The 21,706-nt window shown below is 61.3% G+C and carries 13 protein-coding genes; 5 read left to right on the top strand and 8 right to left on the bottom strand.

Annotation, left to right across the window (positions count from 1 at the left end):
• Positions 1-171: 171 nt before the first annotated feature.
• Positions 172-1,605, top strand: coding sequence for a Gfo/Idh/MocA family protein (locus DES53_RS22195; protein WP_113960520.1), 1,434 nt, complete (start codon positions 172-174; stop codon positions 1,603-1,605).
• A gap of 378 nt (positions 1,606-1,983) precedes the next feature.
• A complete protein-coding gene (gene leuC / locus DES53_RS22190; RefSeq protein WP_113960519.1) occupies positions 1,984-3,396 on the top strand; it encodes a 3-isopropylmalate dehydratase large subunit in 1,413 nt (470 codons plus the stop codon).
• Positions 3,397-3,603: 207 nt separating this feature from the next.
• Here the strand turns inward: leuC and tnpA are convergent, their stop codons facing one another.
• A complete protein-coding gene (tnpA, locus tag DES53_RS22185; protein ID WP_113960518.1) occupies positions 3,604-4,050 on the bottom strand; it encodes an IS200/IS605 family transposase in 447 nt (148 codons plus the stop codon).
• Between the two features lie 363 nt (positions 4,051-4,413).
• On the opposite strand from tnpA, the gene nadB reads away from it, so the two are divergent.
• The gene (nadB, locus tag DES53_RS22180; protein ID WP_113960517.1) at positions 4,414-6,015 is read left to right on the top strand and encodes an L-aspartate oxidase; all 1,602 of its coding nucleotides are present in this window, start codon (positions 4,414-4,416) and stop codon (positions 6,013-6,015) included.
• A gap of 1,182 nt (positions 6,016-7,197) precedes the next feature.
• On the opposite strand, the gene DES53_RS22170 is transcribed toward nadB, so the two are convergent.
• Positions 7,198-7,725, bottom strand: coding sequence for an STAS domain-containing protein (locus tag DES53_RS22170; protein ID WP_147263548.1), 528 nt, complete (start codon positions 7,723-7,725; stop codon positions 7,198-7,200).
• A 259-nt stretch (positions 7,726-7,984) separates the two neighbouring features.
• Complete coding sequence (locus DES53_RS22165) at positions 7,985-8,482, bottom strand: hypothetical protein (protein WP_147263547.1); 498 nt, start codon at positions 8,480-8,482, stop codon at positions 7,985-7,987.
• A 140-nt stretch (positions 8,483-8,622) separates the two neighbouring features.
• Between DES53_RS22165 and DES53_RS22160 the strand changes: the two genes are divergently transcribed.
• Positions 8,623-11,436, top strand: coding sequence for an ATP-dependent DNA ligase (locus tag DES53_RS22160; RefSeq protein WP_211325644.1), 2,814 nt, complete (start codon positions 8,623-8,625; stop codon positions 11,434-11,436).
• Between the two features lie 245 nt (positions 11,437-11,681).
• On the opposite strand, the gene alr is transcribed toward DES53_RS22160, so the two are convergent.
• Positions 11,682-12,800: an alanine racemase gene (alr, locus tag DES53_RS22155; protein WP_113960513.1), complete on the bottom strand. Its 1,119-nt coding sequence runs from the start codon at positions 12,798-12,800 to the stop codon at positions 11,682-11,684.
• 185 nt (positions 12,801-12,985) lie between these two features.
• On the opposite strand from alr, the gene DES53_RS22150 reads away from it, so the two are divergent.
• Positions 12,986-14,377 (top strand): MATE family efflux transporter, encoded by a 1,392-nt coding sequence (locus DES53_RS22150; protein ID WP_113960512.1) that lies wholly within the window; start codon positions 12,986-12,988, stop codon positions 14,375-14,377.
• Between the two features lie 60 nt (positions 14,378-14,437).
• On the opposite strand, the gene DES53_RS22145 is transcribed toward DES53_RS22150, so the two are convergent.
• From DES53_RS22145 to DES53_RS22130, 4 genes are all read right to left on the bottom strand, one after another.
• Positions 14,438-14,905 (bottom strand): hypothetical protein, encoded by a 468-nt coding sequence (locus DES53_RS22145; protein WP_113960511.1) that lies wholly within the window; start codon positions 14,903-14,905, stop codon positions 14,438-14,440.
• Between the two features lie 62 nt (positions 14,906-14,967).
• Entirely contained in the window at positions 14,968-17,268 is a 2,301-nt protein-coding gene (locus DES53_RS22140) for a hypothetical protein (protein WP_113960510.1), read from the bottom strand.
• 116 nt (positions 17,269-17,384) lie between these two features.
• Positions 17,385-18,710 (bottom strand): DUF3142 domain-containing protein, encoded by a 1,326-nt coding sequence (locus DES53_RS22135; protein WP_211325643.1) that lies wholly within the window; start codon positions 18,708-18,710, stop codon positions 17,385-17,387.
• A gap of 334 nt (positions 18,711-19,044) precedes the next feature.
• On the bottom strand, positions 19,045-21,660 hold the full coding sequence (locus DES53_RS22130; RefSeq protein WP_113960508.1) for a DEAD/DEAH box helicase: 2,616 nt from the start codon (positions 21,658-21,660) through the stop codon (positions 19,045-19,047).
• Between the last annotated feature and the right edge of the window lie 46 nt (positions 21,661-21,706).

The following is a 21,706-nucleotide window of genomic DNA, read 5'->3' as shown; positions in this document are numbered from 1 at the left end:
CGCGTCTTGCCGTGGGGGTGCTCGCCGGAGCGTGTTCATGTCCAGTACGCGCCGGACCTTCCCGTCGGCTTTCAGAACTTTCTGGCACGCCTTCCCTGGCAAGAACTGATGTTTGAGGCGCGATTAGTTCCAACGACTTCGCCCTGTGGGGCCGTCCGCTCCTGAACCATCATGAAACCTACCGACCCCTCTGCCCAACCGTCCCGCCGCCGCTTCGTCAAACAATCGCTCTCTGCAGGGTTCGGCTTCACGTTTCTGCCTGCCTACCTCACCAGCGCCCGCGCGGCGGACAATCCGCAGCTCCCGCCCAGCCGGAGGCTCAATCTGGGATGCATTGGCGTGGGGGGGCGGGCTCAGAGTGTCATCCCCGGGCTGTCTGCTGCCGGCACGGCAAAGCCGATTGCATTCGCGGACGTGGACTTCGCAACCGCCGGGAATATTGAGAAAAACCTGAAAGCCTTCCCCGACGTGAAGCGGTACGAAGACTTCCGCGTGATGCTCGATGAGATGGGCAAGGACATCGATGCCGTGAGCGTCGTCACGCCGGACCACACGCACTTCACCGCCGCGATTTCGGCGATGGCCCTGGGCAAGCATGTGTATGTGGAGAAGCCGCTCACGCACAGCTTCGAAGAGGCGGAGATCCTCATGCGCGCGGAGAAGAAGTACAAAGTGGTCACCCAGATGGGCAACCAGGGCCACACGTCTGCGGGTGCCGAGCAGTTCAAGCAGATGCTCGCGGCGGGCATCGTGGATGACATTGTGAAAATCAAAGCGTGGAAGTCGCCTTCACTCTGGTTCATGGATGCCGCCCAGCGCATCAAGGGTTTCCCGGCTGAAGAGACGAAGCCGGACTCCCTGAAGAACTGGGACCTGTGGTGCGGACCCTGTGAGGTGAAGCCCTTCAGCAAGATGTATCACCCCTTCAACTGGCGTGGCTTCCACCTCTACGGCGGCGGCATGTTCGGCGACTGGGGCGCGCACATCATCGATTTTGCCCACCATCATCTCAAGCTCGGCCTGCCCACCCGCATCACCCCTGTGGCACTGGCGGACTACAATCAGGTGAGTTTCCCGCTGAGCTCCAACATTCGATTCGAATTCCCGGAGCGCGGCGCCAAGCTCCCCGCTGTGGAGTTGGACTGGAAGGCGGGAGACTTCCCCATCGAAATCGCGGAGAAGTACGGCGACCCGGACAAGGACGGCAAAATTGTCACTCCGAAGCCTCTCAAGAATGGCTCGCTGCTCTATCGGAAGCAGGGCGACTACGTGGTGCAGCGTGGCTCCCATGACAACCACTCCCTGGTGTATCCCCGCACGAAGATGCTGGAGTTCCGTGATGCCCTGGCGCTGCACCCGCCGAAGCTCAACCATTTCGACAGCTTCGTGCAGGCGTGCATGGGGAACGGCACCACCGAGTCTGCTTTCAGCATCTCGGGCGAGCTGACCCAGGTGCTGAACCTCGGCATGATCTCCGAGTATCTCAACGTCGAGCTGACCTTCGACCCGAAGACCAAGCGCTTCACCGGCAACGATGCCGCGAATGCCCTGCTGGCAGGCCCGGCTCCGCGGAAGGAGTGGGCGGACTGCTACAAGTTGGCGTAGCGCTCTCCATGCAAAGCTCAAGGAGGGGGCAGCAATGCCCTGCTCCTTGGGCAAGGTGTGCCGCATTGTGCCTTGGCAGTGAGTCAATTGTGCCGGTGCTTGCGCCCCCCAAGGAGCGGCGGCTTTAGCCGCCGTTTTGCGTGACAGGCCGTTGGCGTGCTTCCGATTGGAAGGGCGACTCATCGGTTCCTTTGACCCCATCGGCGGCTAAAGCCGCCGCTCCTTGGATGGGCGTCCGTTCCCCCTCCCCAACGTTCCAAAATTCCACCCTTCCCTCATTCCATTCCCTCTCCCGTCGTTGCGCCCTTGCAGAACCATGTTAGACTCATTCCCCCCGCCCCGTCCGGATGGCGGACTCACTCGTAAGTAACACGCAACATGGGCAAGACACTCTTCGCTAAAGTCTGGGAATCGCACTCCGTCGCCACCCTTTCCAATGGGCAGACTCAGCTTTTGATTGATACCCATTTGATTCACGAAGTGACCAGCCCCCAGGCGTTCGGCATGCTGCGTGACCTGGGTCTGAAGGTAGCCTATCCGAGCCGCACCTTCGCCACGGTGGACCACATCGTGCCCACGGATGTGCAGACCGAGCCTTTCGCCGACCCGCTCGCCGCGGAGATGATCAAGGAACTGCGCCGCAATGCGGAGGAGTTCGGCGTGACCTATTTCGACTTGAGCACCGGCAAGCAGGGCATCGTGCACGTGGTGGGACCCGAGCAGGGCATCACCCAGCCCGGCACGACCATCGCCTGCGGTGACTCCCACACGGCCACGCACGGTGCTTTTGGCGCGATTGCTTTCGGCATCGGCACCACCCAGGTGCGCGACGTGCTCGCCACCCAGACCATGGCGCTGAGCCCCATGAAGGTCCGCCGCATCAATGTGGACGGCGCCCTGCGCCCCGGCGTGTATGCGAAGGACGTCATCCTGCACATCATCCGCCTGCTGGGCGCTGGTGGTGGCAAGGGCTTCGCCTATGAATACGGCGGCAGTGTCTTCGACGGCTTCACGATGGAAGAGCGCATGACCGTGTGCAACATGAGCATCGAAGGCGGTGCTCGTTGTGGTTATGTGAATCCCGACCAGAAGACTTTTGATTACCTCAAGGGTCGTCCTTATGCGCCGAAGGGTGCGGAATGGGATGCCGCCGTGCAGCACTGGACCGCCATCGCCTCCGACCGCGACGCGCAGTATGACGACGTGGTGAACATCAAGGCCGAGGACGTGCCTCCGACCGTGACTTGGGGCGTGAGCCCTGACCAGGCCATCTCCGTGACGGAAGCCGTGCCGACCGTGGACAGCGCCGCGACGGATGAGCAGCGTGTGAGCATCCAGGAAGCGCTGGAGTACATGAAGCTCGAAGGCGGCGCACCCATCAAGGGCACCAAGATTGATGTGGCCTTCGTCGGCTCCTGCACGAATGGGCGCCTGAGCGACTTCCGCGAAGTGGCGAAGTTCCTGAAGGGCAAGAAGGTGGCCAGCCATGTGAAGGCCATCGCTGTTCCAGGGTCCCAGATTGTCGCCGTGATGGCGGAGAAGGAAGGACTCAATCAGGTCTTCATCGACGCCGGCTTCGAATGGCGCGGCGCAGGCTGCTCCATGTGCCTTGCGATGAATCCGGACAAGCTCGTGGGCGACCAGCTCTGCGCCAGCTCCAGCAATCGCAACTTCAAGGGACGGCAGGGCAGCCCCACCGGCCGCACCATTCTCATGTCTCCTGTCATGGTGGCTGCCGCTGCCGTGACTGGTGAAGTGGCGGATGCGCGTGAGGTGTTTGAGCTGGCGTAAGATTATCGTTGATGTGAACGGGGATAGGAATGTCCCCGTTCTTTGTGGGATGACGTGAGGAAGGGCTTCGCTCCCGGAGGGAGCACGGCTGGTAGCCGGTTGGTGGAGGGAGCCTGAGCGACTGCAACCACCGGATCCCGCGCGTAGAGTTTTGTAGCGTCCCGGAGGGCACGCCGGATGTGATGTGCCATCTTCTTCCACGTCCAATTACCAGAGATACTTCTCATCATAGGTCACCAGACCGCGCTTCAGGAGTTGTACATATTCTTGTTGGAACGTTTTCGTGCGGTGGTGCTCTTCCTGGTTGAGCACGTAGTTCCGTACGCGACGAAGATTGGTGGCGCTTACGGTGAACCCTCCATACCCTTCTTGCCATGCAAAGCCTGCGAGCTGTAGTTCGCGGTGAATCCAGCTTGAGGAGACACTCTTCAGGCGCTGCATGACTTTGGCAAGGCTGTGGGTGGCATCCAGCCCCATAAGCACATGGACATGATCACCCGTTCCACCAACTGCATGCGGGTGACCTTTTTCCGCACGGATGATCCCTCCAAGGAAGTCATGTAGGCGGGGACGAACGCTGGGGGCGAACCATGGATGACGGTCCTTGGTGGAGAAGACGATGTGAAAATGGAGGGAAAGATGCGTCGAGGACATGGAGCAATTTCCTGCGTGCCCTCCGGGACGCTACCGGATTTTGTGCGTCGGATCCGGTGGTTGCGGTCGCCAAGACTCCCTCCACCGACCGGCTACCAGCCGTGCTCCCTCCGGGAGCGCAGAGGCAGCAGCCTGGAAACTCAGGCTCTCGCGGCACACCACGCGGAATGGGAGCAGGAATGCCCCCACTCCTTGAGATGGTGCGCGCCACTCTCCAAGGAACGGGGACATTCCTGTCCCCCGCTTGCAGGTTGCCGCGCGCGTGATTCCTTCTTTTCCCTAGCGCTGTTTTCTAAACGCGTCGCCCCTCACCTTTTCCACCCCACCACTTGCATCTATGCAAGTCCGCAACGAAATCGTTGGATGCACGAATACGACTTCATTGTCGTGGGCAGCGGGGCTGCCGGGCTCACTGCGGCGTTGAGGGCCGCCAAACACGGCAAGGTCGCCGTGGTCACCAAAAAGAGCGCGGAGGATTCCAATTCCGCCTGGGCTCAGGGTGGCGTGGCCTGTGTGCAGAGCGAGGAGGACTCCATCGACCAGCATGTGCAGGACACGCTCATCGCCGGCGCGGGCCTGTGCAAAGAAGATGTCGTGCGCACCATCGCGAGCGAAGGACCGGCGCGCATGGCGGAGCTCATCGCGCTCGGTGTGCAGTTCGACCGGCGCGAAGTGAATGGCACGCTGGAGTTTGACCTGACCCGTGAGGGTGGCCACACGCGCCGCCGTGTGCTGCATCATCACGATGCCACCGGAAAGGAAATCTCGGACAAGCTCGTGGCTGCCGCGAAAGCGGAGCCGAACATCACGCTGCTGGAGAATCACTATGCCATCGACCTCATCACCACGGCGAAGCTCGGCTTTGTCTCGGAGGACCGCGTCATTGGTGTCTACGTGCTGAATGAAACCAGCGGCGACGTGGTGGCCATGCGCAGCGACCGCATCATCCTGGCCACCGGAGGGTGTGGGAGGGTGTATCAATACACCACCAATCCTCGCGTGGCCACCGGTGACGGCGTGGCCATTGCCTGGCGCGCGGGTGCACAGGTGGCGAACATGGAGTTCATCCAGTTCCACCCCACGTGCCTGTACCATCCACAGAAGCGCTCGTTCCTCATCACCGAGGCCATGCGTGGTGAGGGCGCGGTGCTCGTAGGGAAGGATGGAAAGGAATTCATGCACCGCTATGATCCACGCGGGTCACTCGCGCCTCGCGACATTGTGGCGCGCGCGATTGACCATGAGATCAAGCGCACCGGCGGTCCCTGCGTGTACCTGGACATCACCAGCAAGCCAGCGGACTTCATCATCGCGCATTTTCCGAACATCCACAAAGCGTGCCTGGATGTGGGCATCGACATCACCAAGGAACCCATCCCCGTGGTGCCTGCCGCGCACTACCAGTGCGGTGGTGTGCGCACGGATGTGAATGGCGCCACCAGCCTGCGCGGCCTCTGCGCCGTGGGTGAAGTGGGCTGCACCGGTCTGCATGGGGCGAATCGCCTGGCGAGCAACTCGCTGCTGGAGTGTTTCGTGCTCGGTCATCGCGCCGTGGATTTCCTCCTGCACAAGCTGCCCATGGGGCGTGAGGAGTTGCAGGAGTATGAGATTCCAGCGTGGCAGAGCGGCGATGCCCAGAGCATCGATGAACTCGTGGTCATCTACCATAACTGGGATGAAATCCGCCGCCTCATGTGGGACTACGTCAGCATCGTGCGCACCTCGAAGCGCCTGCAGCGTGCTGCCGCTCGTCTGCGGAATCTGAAACGAGAAGTGCAGGAGTTCTACTGGCACTACCGCGTCACGGCGGAAGTGCTGGAGCTGCGCAACCTCGTGGAGTGCGCTTCCTTGATTGTGGACTGCGCCGTGCGCCGCCATGAAAGCCGCGGGCTGCACTATACTTTGGACTATCCCAATGTGGATGCCACCAAGCCACCACAGGATACGGTGTTGCGGAGGTATTAGGGTGTATCAGGTCATCCTATTGGTAAAGCCTGTCGTGCCTCAAAGGCGTGCCATCTCGCTTTGCGTCGTGGAGTGCGGTGGCACAGGCCTCCCTTGAGGCCGCGACACCGCTTTGAACGGAGCGGTGGAACTCTTCGCCACCTTCCATGTGAAAGAAGCTGGCGTGGTCTGATTTGGAGTGCTGGATCCCGCATGCGGGACAGCTTTCCGCAGGCAGCTTGCTGCCGTGAAGCTACCCCTGGCTCAACGTTCCCAAGAAGTGGCAGGCCCGTGCATGGCTTCACGCAGAGCAAGCTCTGCTCCCAAAAGCTGTCCCGCATGCGGGATCCAGCATTCCAAATGGCCTGCAGCAACGGTGCGTTATCTTGCACTCAGCTTTGCTCCGCTCGAAGCGGTGTCGCGGCCCCTCAAGGGAGGCTACTCCACTTCACGGAGCAAATCGAAAGATAGCACGGCGAGTCTTACGGCCTCGCCGTCCAGCTGTGGGGAGGAAGCATTTTTGCATTCTCTACCTGGGCATACTCATCCGCTGAAAACGGCCCTGATACTTCGCCCTCTTCACCCGGCTTTTTTTCGATGTAATAGAAGCGAACCGGACCTGTGTTGGACTCGCATTTGAACGTGACAAAGCGGGCATCCGATCCTGCTGCGGTCACAGTCGGGTCGCTGAGCCCGAGCACGGCACCGCCTCCCATGTGATAGCCCATGATAACCTCGTCAGAGGAGGGCCGTGAATACACTCGATACGCTCCGTCTTCCCAAAACACCGACCTGCGTGAACAGCCCGTGAAGAGCACGAGCAAAAGAATCGTGGTTGAGATTCGCAGAGGCATTTGGACCGCGAGCAGTGCGCACCAGCATACCATGGGGTGGAGGGTGTGTCGGCCTGCATTTCCAGCGAGTGGCACACTCTCCTCCACCCTTTCAGGGTGGCATCCATTTTTCGTCACCACCCAGGGTGTCAGTCGCCAAGGCTCCTTAACCCTGGGCTGGGTTCCTCCGCCCCTTCAGGGCGATCAACGAAGAGGAGTGTGGAACGCGAGTTCCGCATCCGGGATGGTAGCCCACACTCGTACCCGGGTGTACACTGCTCATACCTCCATTTCCGGGCATGATGCCACCGCAATAGATTCCTTTTCCGTTGAAGCGCCTCTGGTCTTCTTCTAGCAGAAGGTCGGCCCCTCACACCGCCGCATGCGCGCGGACTTCCTTCTCGAGGAAGTCGATCACGTCCTTGAAGCGGCTGGCGTTCTTGTCATTCGCCTTGGTGAGGGCCTCGTGGGCTTCGAGCACGTGCTCGGCCTGTTCTTGCTTGCTGGAGGAGGCGGGTTCGGTGCAGGTGCCGAGTTCGGCGCAGACTTCGCGACGTTCGGCGGAGTGCTTGGTGCCATCGGTGTCCACGTCGAGGATGTGGTCCAGGCCCAGGCTGCAGAGCAGCTGCTGGTTGCGGGTGTTCACGTTCACCACGGACACTTCGCCTTCGCCTTTCTCACGGAGATTCATCGCAGCGCCGGTGAGGGTGCCCAGGAAGGTGCTGTCCATGATGGGACAACGCTCAAGGTCGACAACAAAATGACGCTCGCCCTTGTCGATCATCGTCTGGAAGCAGCGTTTCACCTGCACGCTGTTCTGGAAAGAGCCCTTGCCCTCCACGCGCAGCCAGAAAAAAGGTCCTACTTGTCCTACTAGGATGGGGGCGGGAGCAGTCATGACGGTGGGCGGGCGGAAGGGGTGGAGAAGCGGGGGATGTTTTTTGCCTACTTCACGCGCATGCGCCACCGATGGCCTGTCGGGCTACCCAAGATTTTCGGGAAGCCGCAGCGCCACATCGGAGGTGATGAGCTGGCACGTGGGTATGCATTCAGAAGAATATAGCCAATAATCTAAGTACTGTTACGTGTCTGTCACGCAAACAGTTGAGGACACGAAAAAGCGCGTGCCGGTGAAAGCACGCGCTTCAGAAGGGAAATTACTCCCAGAGATAACTCTTATAGTCAGCAAGTGTCTGTTTGCCTCGCACCAGGCTGGCGCGCCAGGAGGTCACACGACCGTTGGTGACGTAGTCTTCGCCGATGAAGGAGAACTTGGTCACGTTGTGCTTCTTCAGCTCCGTGACTTCCTGCTCTATGGTCTTCACCTTCAGGCCGCTATTGGCCTGACGGTACTCCAGGCGCACGGTGACGGGCTGGCGATCGGCCAGTTCCCAGAAGATGGTGAAGTAGTTCCCCTGGCGGGCAGTGCGCTCGTCATTGGAGATGGCGCCATGGAGCAGGGCGTTGCGCTCATGCAGGATGGAGGGGTCCTGTGCACGGATGGGCTCGCTGATGTCCGCGAGCCAGTAAGGGTTCACCTTCGTGATTTTGGCTCCGGTCTCGGTCTTCGGTGTGGTGGAGCACGCTGCGAGCAGTGACACCATGCCCGCAGTCAAGATCAGACGGGAGGATAAGACAAGACGGCGGAGAGTCATAAACGGCGGAGAATAGGGAGAGGGTGGGAGGATGTCAACGGACTCCATGGGGAAATCGAGACGCAAAACCGCTGCGCTCCGCCGTGGCGATCCTTGTGAGGAAGCGTATTGAGTCTCAGACCCTTTTGACCCTCGCGCTCGTGTCCTCGCCTGCTCACATCACGGTCCACTACGCGGACGGCATCTACTTGCCGGAGCCGGACCTGTGGCTGGACCCGCCCTTCCAGAAGGGGCGGGCCTTCGTCTCGCACGCACACAGCGACCACTTCGCCCGGCATGCGCAGACCATCTGCTCCCCCGTGACCCGCACCCTGATTGAGCGGCGGTACGGGGCTTTCCGGGGTCGGGAGGCCATTTCGCCTGCCTACGGAGAAGTGGTGGAGGAGGGCGGCTATGCCATCCGGCTCGTGCCAGCGGGGCACATCTACGGCTCCGCCATGCTGCATCTCACCCGGCTTTCGGATGGGGCCAGCCTCCTCTACACCGGTGACTTCAAGCTGCGGCAGGGGCTCACCGCCGAACCTGCGGAGCTGCTGTCGGCGGATACCCTCATCCTGGAGACCACTTTTGGCCTGCCGCAGTTCCAGTTTCCCCCGATGGAAAAGATTCTGGACCAGATGCTGCGTTTCGTGCGGGAGACACTGGAGGATGGTGGTATTCCCGTGCTGCTGGGCTACTCCTTGGGGAAGGCGCAGGAAATCATCTCCGCCCTGCACCAGGCGGGCGTGCCCGTGATGCTGCACGAGTCCATCCTGAAGATGACCTCCGTTTATCGTGACCTGCATCCCGGACATGAGTTTCCCGAGTATGAGAAATTCGATGCGGCACGGGCGCATGGCCACGTGCTGGTGCTGCCGCCAAGTGCCGCCCGATCACAGGCCGTCCGCCGCCTGAAAGTCTGCCGCACTGCGATGCTCAGTGGCTGGGCCCTCACGCCGGGTGCGAAGTACCGCTACCAGGTGGATGAAGTCTTCCCCCTGAGCGATCACGCGGACTACCCGGAACTCATCCGCTGTGTGGAAGAGGTGAAGCCCAAGGTCGTGTACACCGTGCACGGGTACACGAGCGAGTTTGCCCGCGACCTGCGGCAGCGTGGCTGGGAGGCATGGTCCCTCGTTTCGGATGACCAGATGGAGCTGGGGCTCGCCGCGGACTTCGTCCCTGCATCCCCAAGAGCGACGGCCGCCACGTCTGTGCCGGAAACCACGGACGCGGACTTGCGGGACAAGGTGCTCGCTCCCGAGGCCTTCGCCAGCTGGTGTCGCACGTGTGAGCGGGTGGCGGCGGACTCCTCGCGCCTGAAGAAGCAGGAGCACCTCGCGACATGCCTCGCGGCCCTGAGAGAGGAGAATCTTGCCACCGCCGCGCGATGGTTCTCGGGCTTGCTGGATGATCCCGCAGCTCAGACAGGACCCCTGCAGGTCGGCTGGTCCATCATCCGGCGTGCCCTCCTGCAGGCAAGCCAGCTTCGGGAGCAGGAATACCGCGCCATCTCACGGCAGCAGGCAGACACGGGGCGCACGGCGTATCTTGTCCTTCAACGCAGACCGGGAGTGGCTGCGGATGGAAATGCCATCTCCATCGCCGGTGTCGCGACCATCTTCCGGAATCTGCGCGCGGCGCGTGGTCCGAATGAAAAGGCCATGGTGCTGCAGCAGGCGCTCGCAGGCATGCCGGCGCTGGAGGGTAGTTTCCTGGTGCGGCTCCTCACGGGCGAGTTGCGTGTGGGCTCACGAGAAGGACTCGTGGAGGAAGCCGTGGCGAAGGCGTTCAACGTGGACGCGGATGCCCTGCGCGAGGCCGCGATGCTTTCCGGCGACATTGGTCGTGCTGCGGTGCTGGCCTCGAGGGATGCGCTTCACGAGGCGCAGCCCACGCTCTTCATCCCCATCAAGGTCATGCTCGCCAGTCCGGAGGAAACGGCGGAGGATATCTGGGAGCGCATCTGTGGCGACGGAGCGCATGCGAAGGACGATGAAGAAGCGCTCCCGACAAAGAATGGAAGCGCATCCAAGGAAGGCCCACCCAGGGTGTGGCTTGAAGACAAGTTTGATGGCATCCGCGCCCAACTGCATCGCTCGAAGGACGGAGTGAAGATTTTCACCCGCGACCTGAAGGACTTCACCGACCAGTTCCCGGAGATTGTGCAGTCCGCGGGTGATCTGAAGGAGGAGGTCATCCTCGATGGCGAGCTGATTGCGTTCTCGGAAAACAAGAAGCTCACCTTCCATGATTTGCAGAAGCGCCTGGGCCGCCGTGATCAGGGCGACTTGTTTGTATCATCAGACATCACAGTGCGATACATCGCCTTCGACCTCCTTTGGAAGAATGGCGAAGGCCTGCTCCATGAGACACTTGCGGCCAGGCGGCAGCACCTGGAGGCGTTGAAGATGCCCAGGCTGCTACGCCGCATCGCTGTAACCGAGGCGGGCTCTCCGGAAGAGGTGGAAGACGCCTTTCACGCCGCACGGCGCAATGGAAACGAGGGCCTGATTGCCAAGGACCGCCACAGCCTCTACACGCCGGGCCGACGTGGGAAGACCTGGCTGAAGTTGAAAAAAGCCTTCTCCACGCTGGATGTGGTGGTGGTGAAGGCGGAGCAGGGCCATGGCAAGCGCAGCCATGTGCTCAGCGACTACACCTTTGCCGTGCGTGAGGAAAACACTGGCGCGCTCAAGGTCATCGGCAAGGCCTACTCCGGCCTCACTGATGTGGAAATCGAAACACTCACGGAGCATTTCAAAGAACACACCCTCAGTCAGCGCGGCAGTGTCCGTACCGTGACACCGAATGTGGTGCTGGAGATTGCGTTTGATTCCATCCAGCCCAGCCAGCGGCATGACAGCGGCCTCGCCTTGCGCTTTCCTCGCATCAAGGCCATCCGCACGGACAAGACCCCTGCCGAGATCGATACCCTGGCTTACGCACGCAAGCTGGCAGGCGTGGGGAAGTAGGTAGCGAGGTGGTCCGCACCCATGGTGGTCCGCACACTCCGTGTGCGGTCAGGGTGGCGCGACTCGCAAGAAGCGTACGTTCTCTCATGCAGCACAAGGAGCGCTGTTCCTTCCCAAGGGTCGAGATACTTCTCCCGATTTCTCAGGGACTTCTCCAGCATTGGGATATTTGACCTTCTATCCCGTTGGTGAGCCCTGACCCGCACACGGAGTGTGCGGACCACTTGGGACCACCACAGGCGCCCCTACCCCACCCGTGGCACCCTCGGCCCGATGCCGGTGAACACGTGCCACTCGATGGTTTCCGCCCAGGCGGCGACTTCCGTTGCGGTGATCTTGCTCGTGCCATGGGCGCCGATGAGAATGACTTCATCACCCGGCTTGGCATCGCTGCGCGCGGTGACATCGACCATGATCTGATCCATGGTCACCCGGCCCAGCAGCGGGCACAGCGTGCTGCCGATGAGCACCTGTGCGCCATGACCAGAGACCTGCCGGGGGTACCCATCCGCATAGCCACAGGCCAGGGTGGCCACGCGTGTGGGACGCTCGGTGATGTAGGTGCATCCATAGCTCACACCGTGCCCGGCCGGGAGTTCGCGCACCTGCGTGACGCGGGTTTTCCAGGTGAGCACGGGTTTCAGACGGGACTGCTCCTCGGGAAGAGGTGAGATGCCATAGAGCATCAGGCCCGGACGCGTGAGAGTGCACCAGCCGCGCTGTTCTTCATAGCCCAGCAGGCCCGCGCTGTTCGAGGAGTGAATCCATTTCGGGCGCAAGCCCATGGCGCGAGCCTTCTCCACCGCCTGGCGGAAACGGGCGAGCTGTGCGCGCGTGAAGGCCGCGTCTTCATCTGCCGAAGGGAGGTGCGTGTTGATGCCTTCCCACGAAACGAACTTCAGCGAGCTCAGCGCGGCGATGGAGGATTCATCCCATGCCTCCTCCAGGAAGCCAATGCGGCCCATCCCGGTATCCACCACGGCATGCAGGAGCGCCCTCACTCCGGTGCGTTGTGCGAGGCGATCCAGCGCGATGGCCTCCTGTAGTGAGCTCACGGAGATGTGGCAGCCCATGCGCACCGCAGGCTCCCACTCTTCCGGGAGACAGGGGCTCAGCAGGAACGAGGGCTTCTCGATGCCCGCGAGGCGCAACTCCTGGGCCTCCTGCAGATTCGCCACGCCAAACATGGCCACGCGGTCCTGCAGGATGCGCGCCGCCCAGACTGCGCCGTGACCATAGGCATTGGCCTTCACCACGGCCATGATCTCCGCGCCTCCCTGCTCCCGCGCCACGGCAGCATTGTGCCGGAGCGCATCAGCACTGAGTTCAGTCCAGCAACGGTGCGGGAGGGTCGGGGAATCCATGCGCGAGAGCACTACATGAACGCGCTGGCGCTACAAGTAAAACTCAATGCATCACGCGGGCACCTGTAACATCCATGACCACTGCAAGCGCCTCGAATCTGTCATGGAACGCGAAGCCTGCACACCTGCGCACTGTTTCCACCATCCCGCTTTCGCACTCGCAATTTCCGACTATGCTGAGGTGAATGGAAAAGCCCTCCCTGTGGCGGAGCATTGTTCAGTCGCTGCGGGGCGAGGAGCATGACTACACCGCTGAATCTCTCAATCGAGCCGTCTTCCTGCTCTCCGTGCCCATGGTGCTGGAGATGTTCATGGAGTCGTTGTTTGCGATCACGGACATCTTCTGGGTCTCGCATCTGGGGAAGAATGCAGTCGCTGTTGTAGGCATCACCGAGTCGGTGATGAGCCTCGTGTATGCGGTGGCCATCGGCATGTGCTTTGCCGCGTCCGCCATTGTGTCGCGGCGCATTGGGGAAAAGGATCCCGAGCGCGCTTCGCAGGCTGCGGGGCAGATCGTGGTGCTGGGCACACTGGTGGCCTCCGGCATGGGCGTGGTGCTGGGCTACTTTGGAGAGGACATCCTGCGGCTCATGAGCCAGAGCGACGCCGTGGTGGAGATGGGCACGCCTTTCATCCGCATCATGCTGGGTGGGAATATCACCGTCTTCATGATCTTCCTCATCAATGCCATCTTCCGTGGCGCGGGGGATGCCGTGATCGCGATGCGCACCTTGATCCTCGCGAATGTGATCAACATGGCGCTGGGGCCGTGTTTCGTATTCGGCTGGGGACCCTTCCCCGAGATGGGCGTGACCGGCGCTGCGGTGGCCACGAACATCGGCCGTGGCATCGGCGTGCTCTACCAGCTCTGGCATTTGCTGGGCCATCACAGCCGCATCCATGTGCATCTGTATCATCTTCGCCCAGCGCGTGAGGTGCTGCATACCATCCTCAGCACTTCAAAGAATGGCATCGCGCAATTGCTCATCAGCACCACGAGTTGGGTGGGCCTCTACAAAATCCTCGCCATGTTCCACGAGGCTGCGCTGGCGGGTTACACCATCGCCTTGCGTCTGATCATGTTCATGCTGCTGCCGGCGTGGGGCATTGCCAATGCGGGCTCCACCCTGGTGGGGCAGAACCTCGGCGCCGAGCGACCGGACCGTGCGGAGGCGGCTGTGTGGATCGCGGTGAAGTGGAACACCATCTTCCTTGGTGTGATTGGCGTACTGTACGTGGCCTTTGCCCATCCGCTCGCAGCCATATTCACGGCCGAGCCAGACGTGCTCCATGAGGCCACGCGCTCCTTGTGGATCGTCTCCCTCGCCTTCCCCTTCTACGCCGCCGGCATGTGTTTTGAAGGCGCCTTCAACGGCTCCGGCGACACCTGGACCCCCACCCGCCTGAACTTCTTCTGCTTCTGGCTCGGCCAAATTCCTTTGGCCTATGTGCTTGCGGTGACGCTGAAGCTTGGCGCGCTCGGCGTGTACATCTCTGTGCCCCTCTCCTTCGGCGTGCTCACGTTGTGGAGCGCGGTGCTCTTCAGGAAAGGAAAGTGGAAGGAGAAGAAGGTGTGAGGGCCGCGAGTTCGGTGGATTCTGGGAAGAATCAGCCAAGAACATTGAGTGCGCGGAGGCTCATTTGCTTTGACTGTATACTCGGAAGTGAAACGTCGATTCATTAACTTCCTCAATCTTCAAAGCATGGTTGAGGACCAGCCTTACCCCATCAATGGAACAGGGGGTGGCGATGTAGATGGAGTCCGTGAGTTTTCTTCCCCTGGAGTAGGGGTAAACAAGATAACTGTATTTTGTGCCAGCGTGCTCATCCACGTAGTGCCATGCACTTCCACCGCCAGCCATCATAGTGAACTTCGGATCATCTGCATATAGAAGGGCGTACAGCTGTTCAATGCTGCGAACATTTTCAAACTGTTCCTGGGTCATCCCTTCTGACAGTTTCCGGAAATCCTTCAGCGACCTCAACACTCGATCTTTTTGAGATAGTCGGCCCGTCCCTCCCTTGTTCTGTCCAATGGACAACGGCATCCCAATCCAAAAACCAATGGCAACAGCGAGGCCGACCAGCAGACAGGTCTTTTTCATGCATTCAATTGAGTTTACAAGGCGCAGGGATCGCTTGGGGTGAATCCACGATTGGAGGATACCTACCTCTGCGGAAACCACCTCAACTTATCCGCCTTCTGGCCGATGGGGATGGCAGCATTTCGGCTCACCAGCGATTGGTAGAACTTATCCGCGGCTTTCGGGTCGCGATTGGCCAGCCACAGGCCGGCGGTGCGCAGGACTTCGGCGGTTTGCTCGTCGTTGTCCGGCATGAGGGCGGCAGCTTTCCAGGCGAGATCGGCGGCGGTGTAGCGGTAGTGGAAACGCTTCTCGATCGGAGCCACGCCATACTTCGCGAGCCTCCAGCGTTCGTTGCTGCTCACCTTGGGGAAGATGGCATCAGGCGCGGGCAGGCCCAAGGCGGCATTCTGGTCGCGCTTGCCTTGCATGGCGGCAGGATCCGCCCAGCGATTCATCCACTGCCAGTAGTCCTTGAACTCACCGGCCTCCGTTTCCACCACATAGGAGCCGCGCGTGCGGGACGCGGCCACGTGGTTCACCTGGAAGTTGCCGCCGTTCTCCTGGTGATCGGGATCATTCACGAAGCCGAAAAATTCCATGCCGTATTTCCGATGCAGCTTCGCGGCCGTCCAGAGCGCACCGGCCCGCTCCTTGCGCGGGAGGTTGCCGTCATGCCCCTTGCGCCAGGCAGCAGTGTACTCCTGGAAGGGACCACGCAACGCAGGTGGGAAGAGCAGAGCCGCATCCTTGAAGTAGCGCTCTCTCGCGAGACGACGCGCGGCGAGGTACCGCAGGTGGGCCTGGATGGATCCAAACCCAACAATGCCGTACTCTTCGTTCTCTGCGCGTTCTTGAGCATTCGCCGGCGCTTTTGGAGTCCACTCACGGTCGTTGGTGTGACGGCGCACATAGGTGAGCAGCTCCTCGCGGCTCAGGAGACGTTCCGCGATGTAAGCCGCATCGCGCCATGATCCCGCGTCGAGATATCCCTGCATCGCGGGAATGAACTGACCCGCGGCCAGCTTCGCCGTGGCGGCATCCGCCAGGAACTGGCAGGGCTGTATCTCCATCCCTTCCGTCACGGGAGAGTGAATGTAGGCGTCAGGGTCTGCGGTCCTGCGCCAGATGATGACGGCATTGGTCTTCGGCGTGAAGGCAGGCTTCGCCGAGGCGAAGTGCCGGGTGGCATCGTCCTTGCGGCCCTCCATGAGGGCGAACTTGCCCTGCAACCACTGGGTCATGGATTCCTTCGCATCCGCGAGCTTCAGCCAGCGGCGCGCCCGATCAAAGTCCCCCTGGGAGTAGGCGGCCCATGAGAGGCGCTCCGCATGAAGCAGCGGTGCGTCATGCAAATGCTTCTCCAGTGCTTCGAGCCACGCCTTGGTACTCTCATCCGGGTTGGCAGAGGAAGGATCCTCGCCCATGAAGTCACGCTCCAGCAGGGCCATGGAGATGAGCACACGGCGCACGGGTTGCCTGGCGGCCTTTTCCACCGCCACCTCATCCATGGCTGGAGGAGGCAGCTCCATGTTCGTGCGAATGACCTGCACGGCGGCTTCATCTCCGCAGGCGAGCCACGCCAGGCGCAGGCGCGCGGCGCTTTCCTCATCCTCCGAGGCGGTGGCGCAGTCCGCCTCACGACGGAAGGACGCGATGCCAAGTCCAAGGGGGTCGCTGCAGCCTTCACGCACCAGCTTGCGGGTCAGTCGGTACGCCGCGCGGGCATCCTTCCAGGCTTCTTCCGTTTCGTGACTGCGGGCAATCATGTAGGCCGCCCACACGGCACGGGGTTTGCGCTGTTCCGTGGGGAGCGCGATGATTGTTTCCCAAGCGCCGCGGGCCTCCTTGTTCTCGCCGAGCGCGAAGCGCCGCGCACCCTCCACATACAGCGAGAACGCCTCCGGTGCGTTTGGAAAGGTGATGGCCTTGATGGCGCCTTCGGCCTGTGGATCCTTCGTGGCAGGGTCGGTGGCGCCAATGGAAAGCGCTACGCCTACAAATGGGAGCAGGGCCTTGCGGGCGTCTTTCCACTTTTCCAGGTCAGGAGCGTCCATGTTCGCGAGCTCACCGAGTTCACGGGTCTCCACCTCGAGTGTGGTGCTGAAGGAATGCTCCAGCGTGCGGAAGTACTGGTGACGTCCAGCCGCATCCGGTGGCAGGGGCAAGGGGGCGAGATCGGCGTCAGGAAAGGCTTCGCGTGACCATTGGGCCAGCCGCTTCAATTCGGCGGCGACATCGGCCACGGGAGCGCGGAAAGGCGCCAGGGAAGGTCCACCGAGGTAGTCCTCGGAAATGAAAGGCCCGCAGGCCAGGATGGCGGAAATGCCGGCGAGGGTCCCGATACCGAGACCAGCGCCAAGCAGTCGCATGGGAGAGTTCATGATGGTTGTCTGTGCGTGAGCATGACAGACGGCGAAACGATGGGCTTGTTCGATAATCCCGCGAGAAAAACAATTGTAAATAAGTGACGGGACTAACGTCACACTGGCGAACAAACCTACTGCCCCAGCATCTCGGAAACAGTGGCTGTCGTCAGCGAAACTTCCGGCTTGCTGGAGCCGCCACGAACCCAGCCCACATAGAGTGGATCCCCCGCCGGCATTTCCGGCACACGAGCGCGTGCGTCACGGGTGAGCTGGAAGGTCACACCGTTGGGCGCGGTGCCTGCCGCATACTCGGGACGTGCATCCGTGCTCTCCACCACCGCGCCTGACGCGAGACGGACCGTCACCTGAAGCGGCCACAGTGCCATTCCATCACCAGTCTGGCGGATGGAGATTTTCCAAATGCCGGAAGGGTCGAGCTCCACCACCGGCTCAAGTTTCGGTGCGGGCGCTTCGCCTTGGAGGACCTTCAGGAAAGCAGGCATGGACCAGTTTCGCCGGTCGCCTTCCACCGGCACGCGGAACCAGATCAATCCGGTGAGATGCTCCGGCGGCTCGGCAGTCCATTGTTTTACCAGCCGGGCCATCGCAGCGGGATCCGCAACGGCCACGGAGCGTGAGGCGGCACGTATGGTTTTGTCCTGTGGGAGGTCTTCGGAGATCACATCCAAAAGCTTGCCACCGGCATCATAGAGCACCTCACTGCGATACGTGGGCAGGGCGATGCGGAAGGGCACACCAACCTTGTCCGCCTGCTTCGCCCAATGGAGCGAGCGTTGCTCATCACACAGCGTCGCCGCGCGTCCCGGAGGCGGGAGTTTCAGTGAGTGCACTTGCAGAATGTAGCTGCCTGTGGTCTGCACCAGTTCCTTGAAACCTTTCGCTCCCAGCCAGGAAGGCAGGGAGGTGATGGACCATTTCTCCTTCGGCCACTGCGCGCGAAGGTCGCGCATTACTTGGGCATACGCAGCCAGCTTCTTTTCCGGGCAGTCGAAGTCCACCTGGATTTCTGAAGGTGAAAGACCCGCGGTAGAGAGCATTTCCAGCGTGGCGTGGATGGCAGTGCGCAAAGCACCTGTCTCGTGCTCGGCATGTCCCACATCGAAGCTAGGGGTAGGCGTGCCCAGTCGCACCACCACCGCGATTGGCTTGCCGTGTTCCTTGAGTCGTTGCCATGGCACCTCGACGTATTGTGTCTGCGGGGCGATGGAGCCTTTGGGAAATCGAATCACCGCCGCCAGCACGGCGAGGCTGTCGAGTTCCCTGCTGGCGGTCGCAGCCGCCGCTTCCACGGGATCGCGCCATTGCTGCTGCCAGATATAGGCTTCGCGGGTGAGAGGCGCGTGGGGTTGAGAAGTGTCGCGGCATGCGGGCAGCAGCATCATGATTCCCCCGAGAGCCAGGCATGCCGTGCTGGATAAGCGAGTGAAGGTTCTCATGAGTGCCTGCGGATGTTTGTCCCGAAGGGACAGCGGATGGTAGCCGGTTGGTGGAGCGAGTCTAGACGAGCGTAACCACCGGATCAGTGTGCGGAAAAGATGACCCGTCCCGGATGGGACGGCGGAAGGCGTGGCTTGGCCAATGAACGCTCTCTCACTCTGCCACACCTTCCGGCGTACCCTCCGGGACGCCATCATAGCTTTCCCGAAGATCCGGTGGTTGCGGTCGCTCAGGCTCCCTCCACCGACCGGCTACCATCCGTGCTCCCTCCGGGAGCAAACTTCGGAATACGAGGCGCACTGGGACATTTCGCCTCTTTAACAATCGCCTTGCTCACTTCTGCCCCTTCCCCGCCAGCAAATCCGCCCGCTCAAATTCCTTCCACAATCGCTCAATCGCCTCCTCGGGGTCTTCCAGCATCATGCCTTCTTTGATCTTGCTGGCGTAGATGCCAAACGAGAACGGTGTGACCACGGGCACCTCGATGAGATCCCACTCCATCTTTTGCACGCGGCTTAAAAAATCCTGCGCGCGTGGCAGATCGAGGAAGACATGCTCGGCTTCGCGGTAAGCCTGCTCCAGCAGAACGTGATCCGGCTCGTGGGCGGAGAGGACTTTGAAGAGAATCTCCGAGCTCCACCGGAGTTGCTTCAGCTTGCGCTCGGCACCGGGGAGATTGCGCGGGACCATGAGTCCTGTCTGCGCCACGCCGCGGAATTGCCACTTCACCAGCGCGCTTTCCTTCAAGGCGGTACGGAGGTCTTGCGCCGTGTTCTCCGGATGGAAGAGTTCGCGCCAATCTTCGAGGCCAAGTTTTTGAAACGGTCGCAACGTGAGGAGGAAGCCGTAGTCATCGATGGTCACCAAGGCATTGCCGCCCACGGCTTCATTGAGCCGATGGCTGATCACGCGTGACAGCGCGTCATTCGCCGAGCGACCGATGAGAGAATGGAAGAAGACCTGGATGTTTGCCTCGCTCTGCATGCGCGAGCGTTTCGCGGCGGCGGTCATGCGGCGGCCTTCCTTGTCCAGTTCCGGTTCTTCACTCGGCTCATGATACACCTCAATGAGGAAGAGCTTCTCCGTGGACATGCGTGAGAAGCGGAACTGGTTTTTGCAGTGCTTCACGATGGCATCCGCATTCACGCTGGAGATGCTGAAGTTCTCCACGAGCCAGTCATTGATGGCTTCCACCGATTCATCCTTCTTGAAAAGGTCGGAGAGCTGAGTGCGCAGCTTCGTCACTTGATTCGCAAGGCCACTGGCGAGCGGCATCTTGTTCGCATTCCAGCTCGGCACGGTGGGCAGGCGTCCATCCGCAGCCTCCACGTGGATCTCCATGATGCCGGTCTCGATGAGTTTCAGCGTGCGACCAGAGAGCACGAAGATGTCTCCTATCTTCAGACCCTTTACGAAGTTCTCCTCCACCTCGCCGATGCGTCGCGTGCCGAGATACACACGTACCGCGCCTTCGCTGGCGATGGTGCCGATGTTCACGAGGTAGTCGCGCTCCACCTTCTTGCTTGGCGTGCGAAGGATGCCATCCTCACCTTCGATGACCTTGCCGAAGGTCTCGCGGTACTGCGTTTCCAGGCTGCGACCGCCGCCCATCACGTAGCGCAGGATTTTCTCGAAAGTCTCACGTGTGAGCTCGCGATACGGCCACGCCTTCCGCACCATCGCGAAGGCATCGTCCCGCGTGTGCTTCTTCTCCATGCCGAGACCCACGAGGTGTTGCGCGAGCACATCACCTGGCGAGTCCATGATCCGCACGTCATCCAGTTGCGCCTTGCGCGTCATCTCCGCGCAGACCACGCACTCCATAAGATCATTCACATTCGTGGCCACCAGCACGCCGTGGCTTTCCTCATGAATGCTGTGCCCACTGCGCCCGATGCGTTGGAGAGCGCGGCTGATCCCCTTGGGCGTGGAGATCATCACCACGCAATCCACCGCGCCGATATCGATGCCCAACTCCAAGCTGGTGCTGCATACCACGGCGCGGAGTTCCCCGGCCTTCAGCCTGTCCTCCACCTCCAGACGCACGTCGCGATCCAGCGAGGCATGATGTGTCTCGATCACTGCCGCGAGCTCTGGCAGTGATTGTTTGAGTCGCAGCGAGATGTTCTCCGTGCCGCTACGCGTGTTGCAGAAGATGATGACGCTGCGCTTCTGCTTCACGAGGCGCGCGAGGTCCTCCATGACGCGACCCGCCGTCCACCCCGCAGGCGGGTAGGGATTGCGCTTCAGTGGTGAGAGCACTTCCACGCGTCGCTTCCGCTCGATGCGGCCCTCGGCGATTTCGCACTTCCTGCCCACACCGCAGAGCAGGTGGCCCAGTTCCTTCAAAGGCGCTGCCGTGGCGCTGAGTCCGATGCGCACCAGCGGCTTTCCTTTACCCGTGAGTTCCTCCAGCCGCTCCAGGGAGAGCGTGAGGTGGGAGCCACGCTTGTTCTCCGCAATGGCGTGCAGTTCATCCACGATCACAAATCGGCAGGATTGCAGCGCCTCACGATGGCCTTCCTGCGGCAGCAAAATGGAGAGGCTCTCCGGCGTGGTGAGCAGCAGATGGGGTGGATGCTTTTTCTGCTTCGTGCGCTCACTGGCCGTGGTGTCGCTGTTTCTCAGACCAATGCGTACCTGACTCTCCAAGCCCATTTCCTGCAGCGGGAGGAGCAGGTTCTTCTGCATGTCATAGGTCAGGGCGCGCAGCGGCGAGACATAGACCGCGTGGATGCCATGGGGCAGGGGACCGTTTTCCAGCAAGCGCACCAGGTGGTCCAGCACGCCGAGGAATCCGGCGAGGGTTTTTCCTGTGCCGGTGGGGGAAGAGAGCAACACGGAGCGTCCGGCCAGTACGTGGGGCAGCGTCACCTCTTGTGCATGCGTGAGCCTGCCGAAGCGCCCGCGGAACCAGGCGGCCAGGGTGGGGTGCAGGTCATCCAGCATGGAAGCAGGCAGGAAAAATGGCAACGGGAAGCCGAAAACGTTGTCT

Origin of the sequence: Roseimicrobium gellanilyticum, from assembly GCF_003315205.1 — a bacterium.
Taxonomy (GTDB): domain Bacteria; phylum Verrucomicrobiota; class Verrucomicrobiia; order Verrucomicrobiales; family Verrucomicrobiaceae; genus Roseimicrobium; species Roseimicrobium gellanilyticum.
This window is presented reverse-complemented; position numbering and strand designations above follow the sequence as displayed.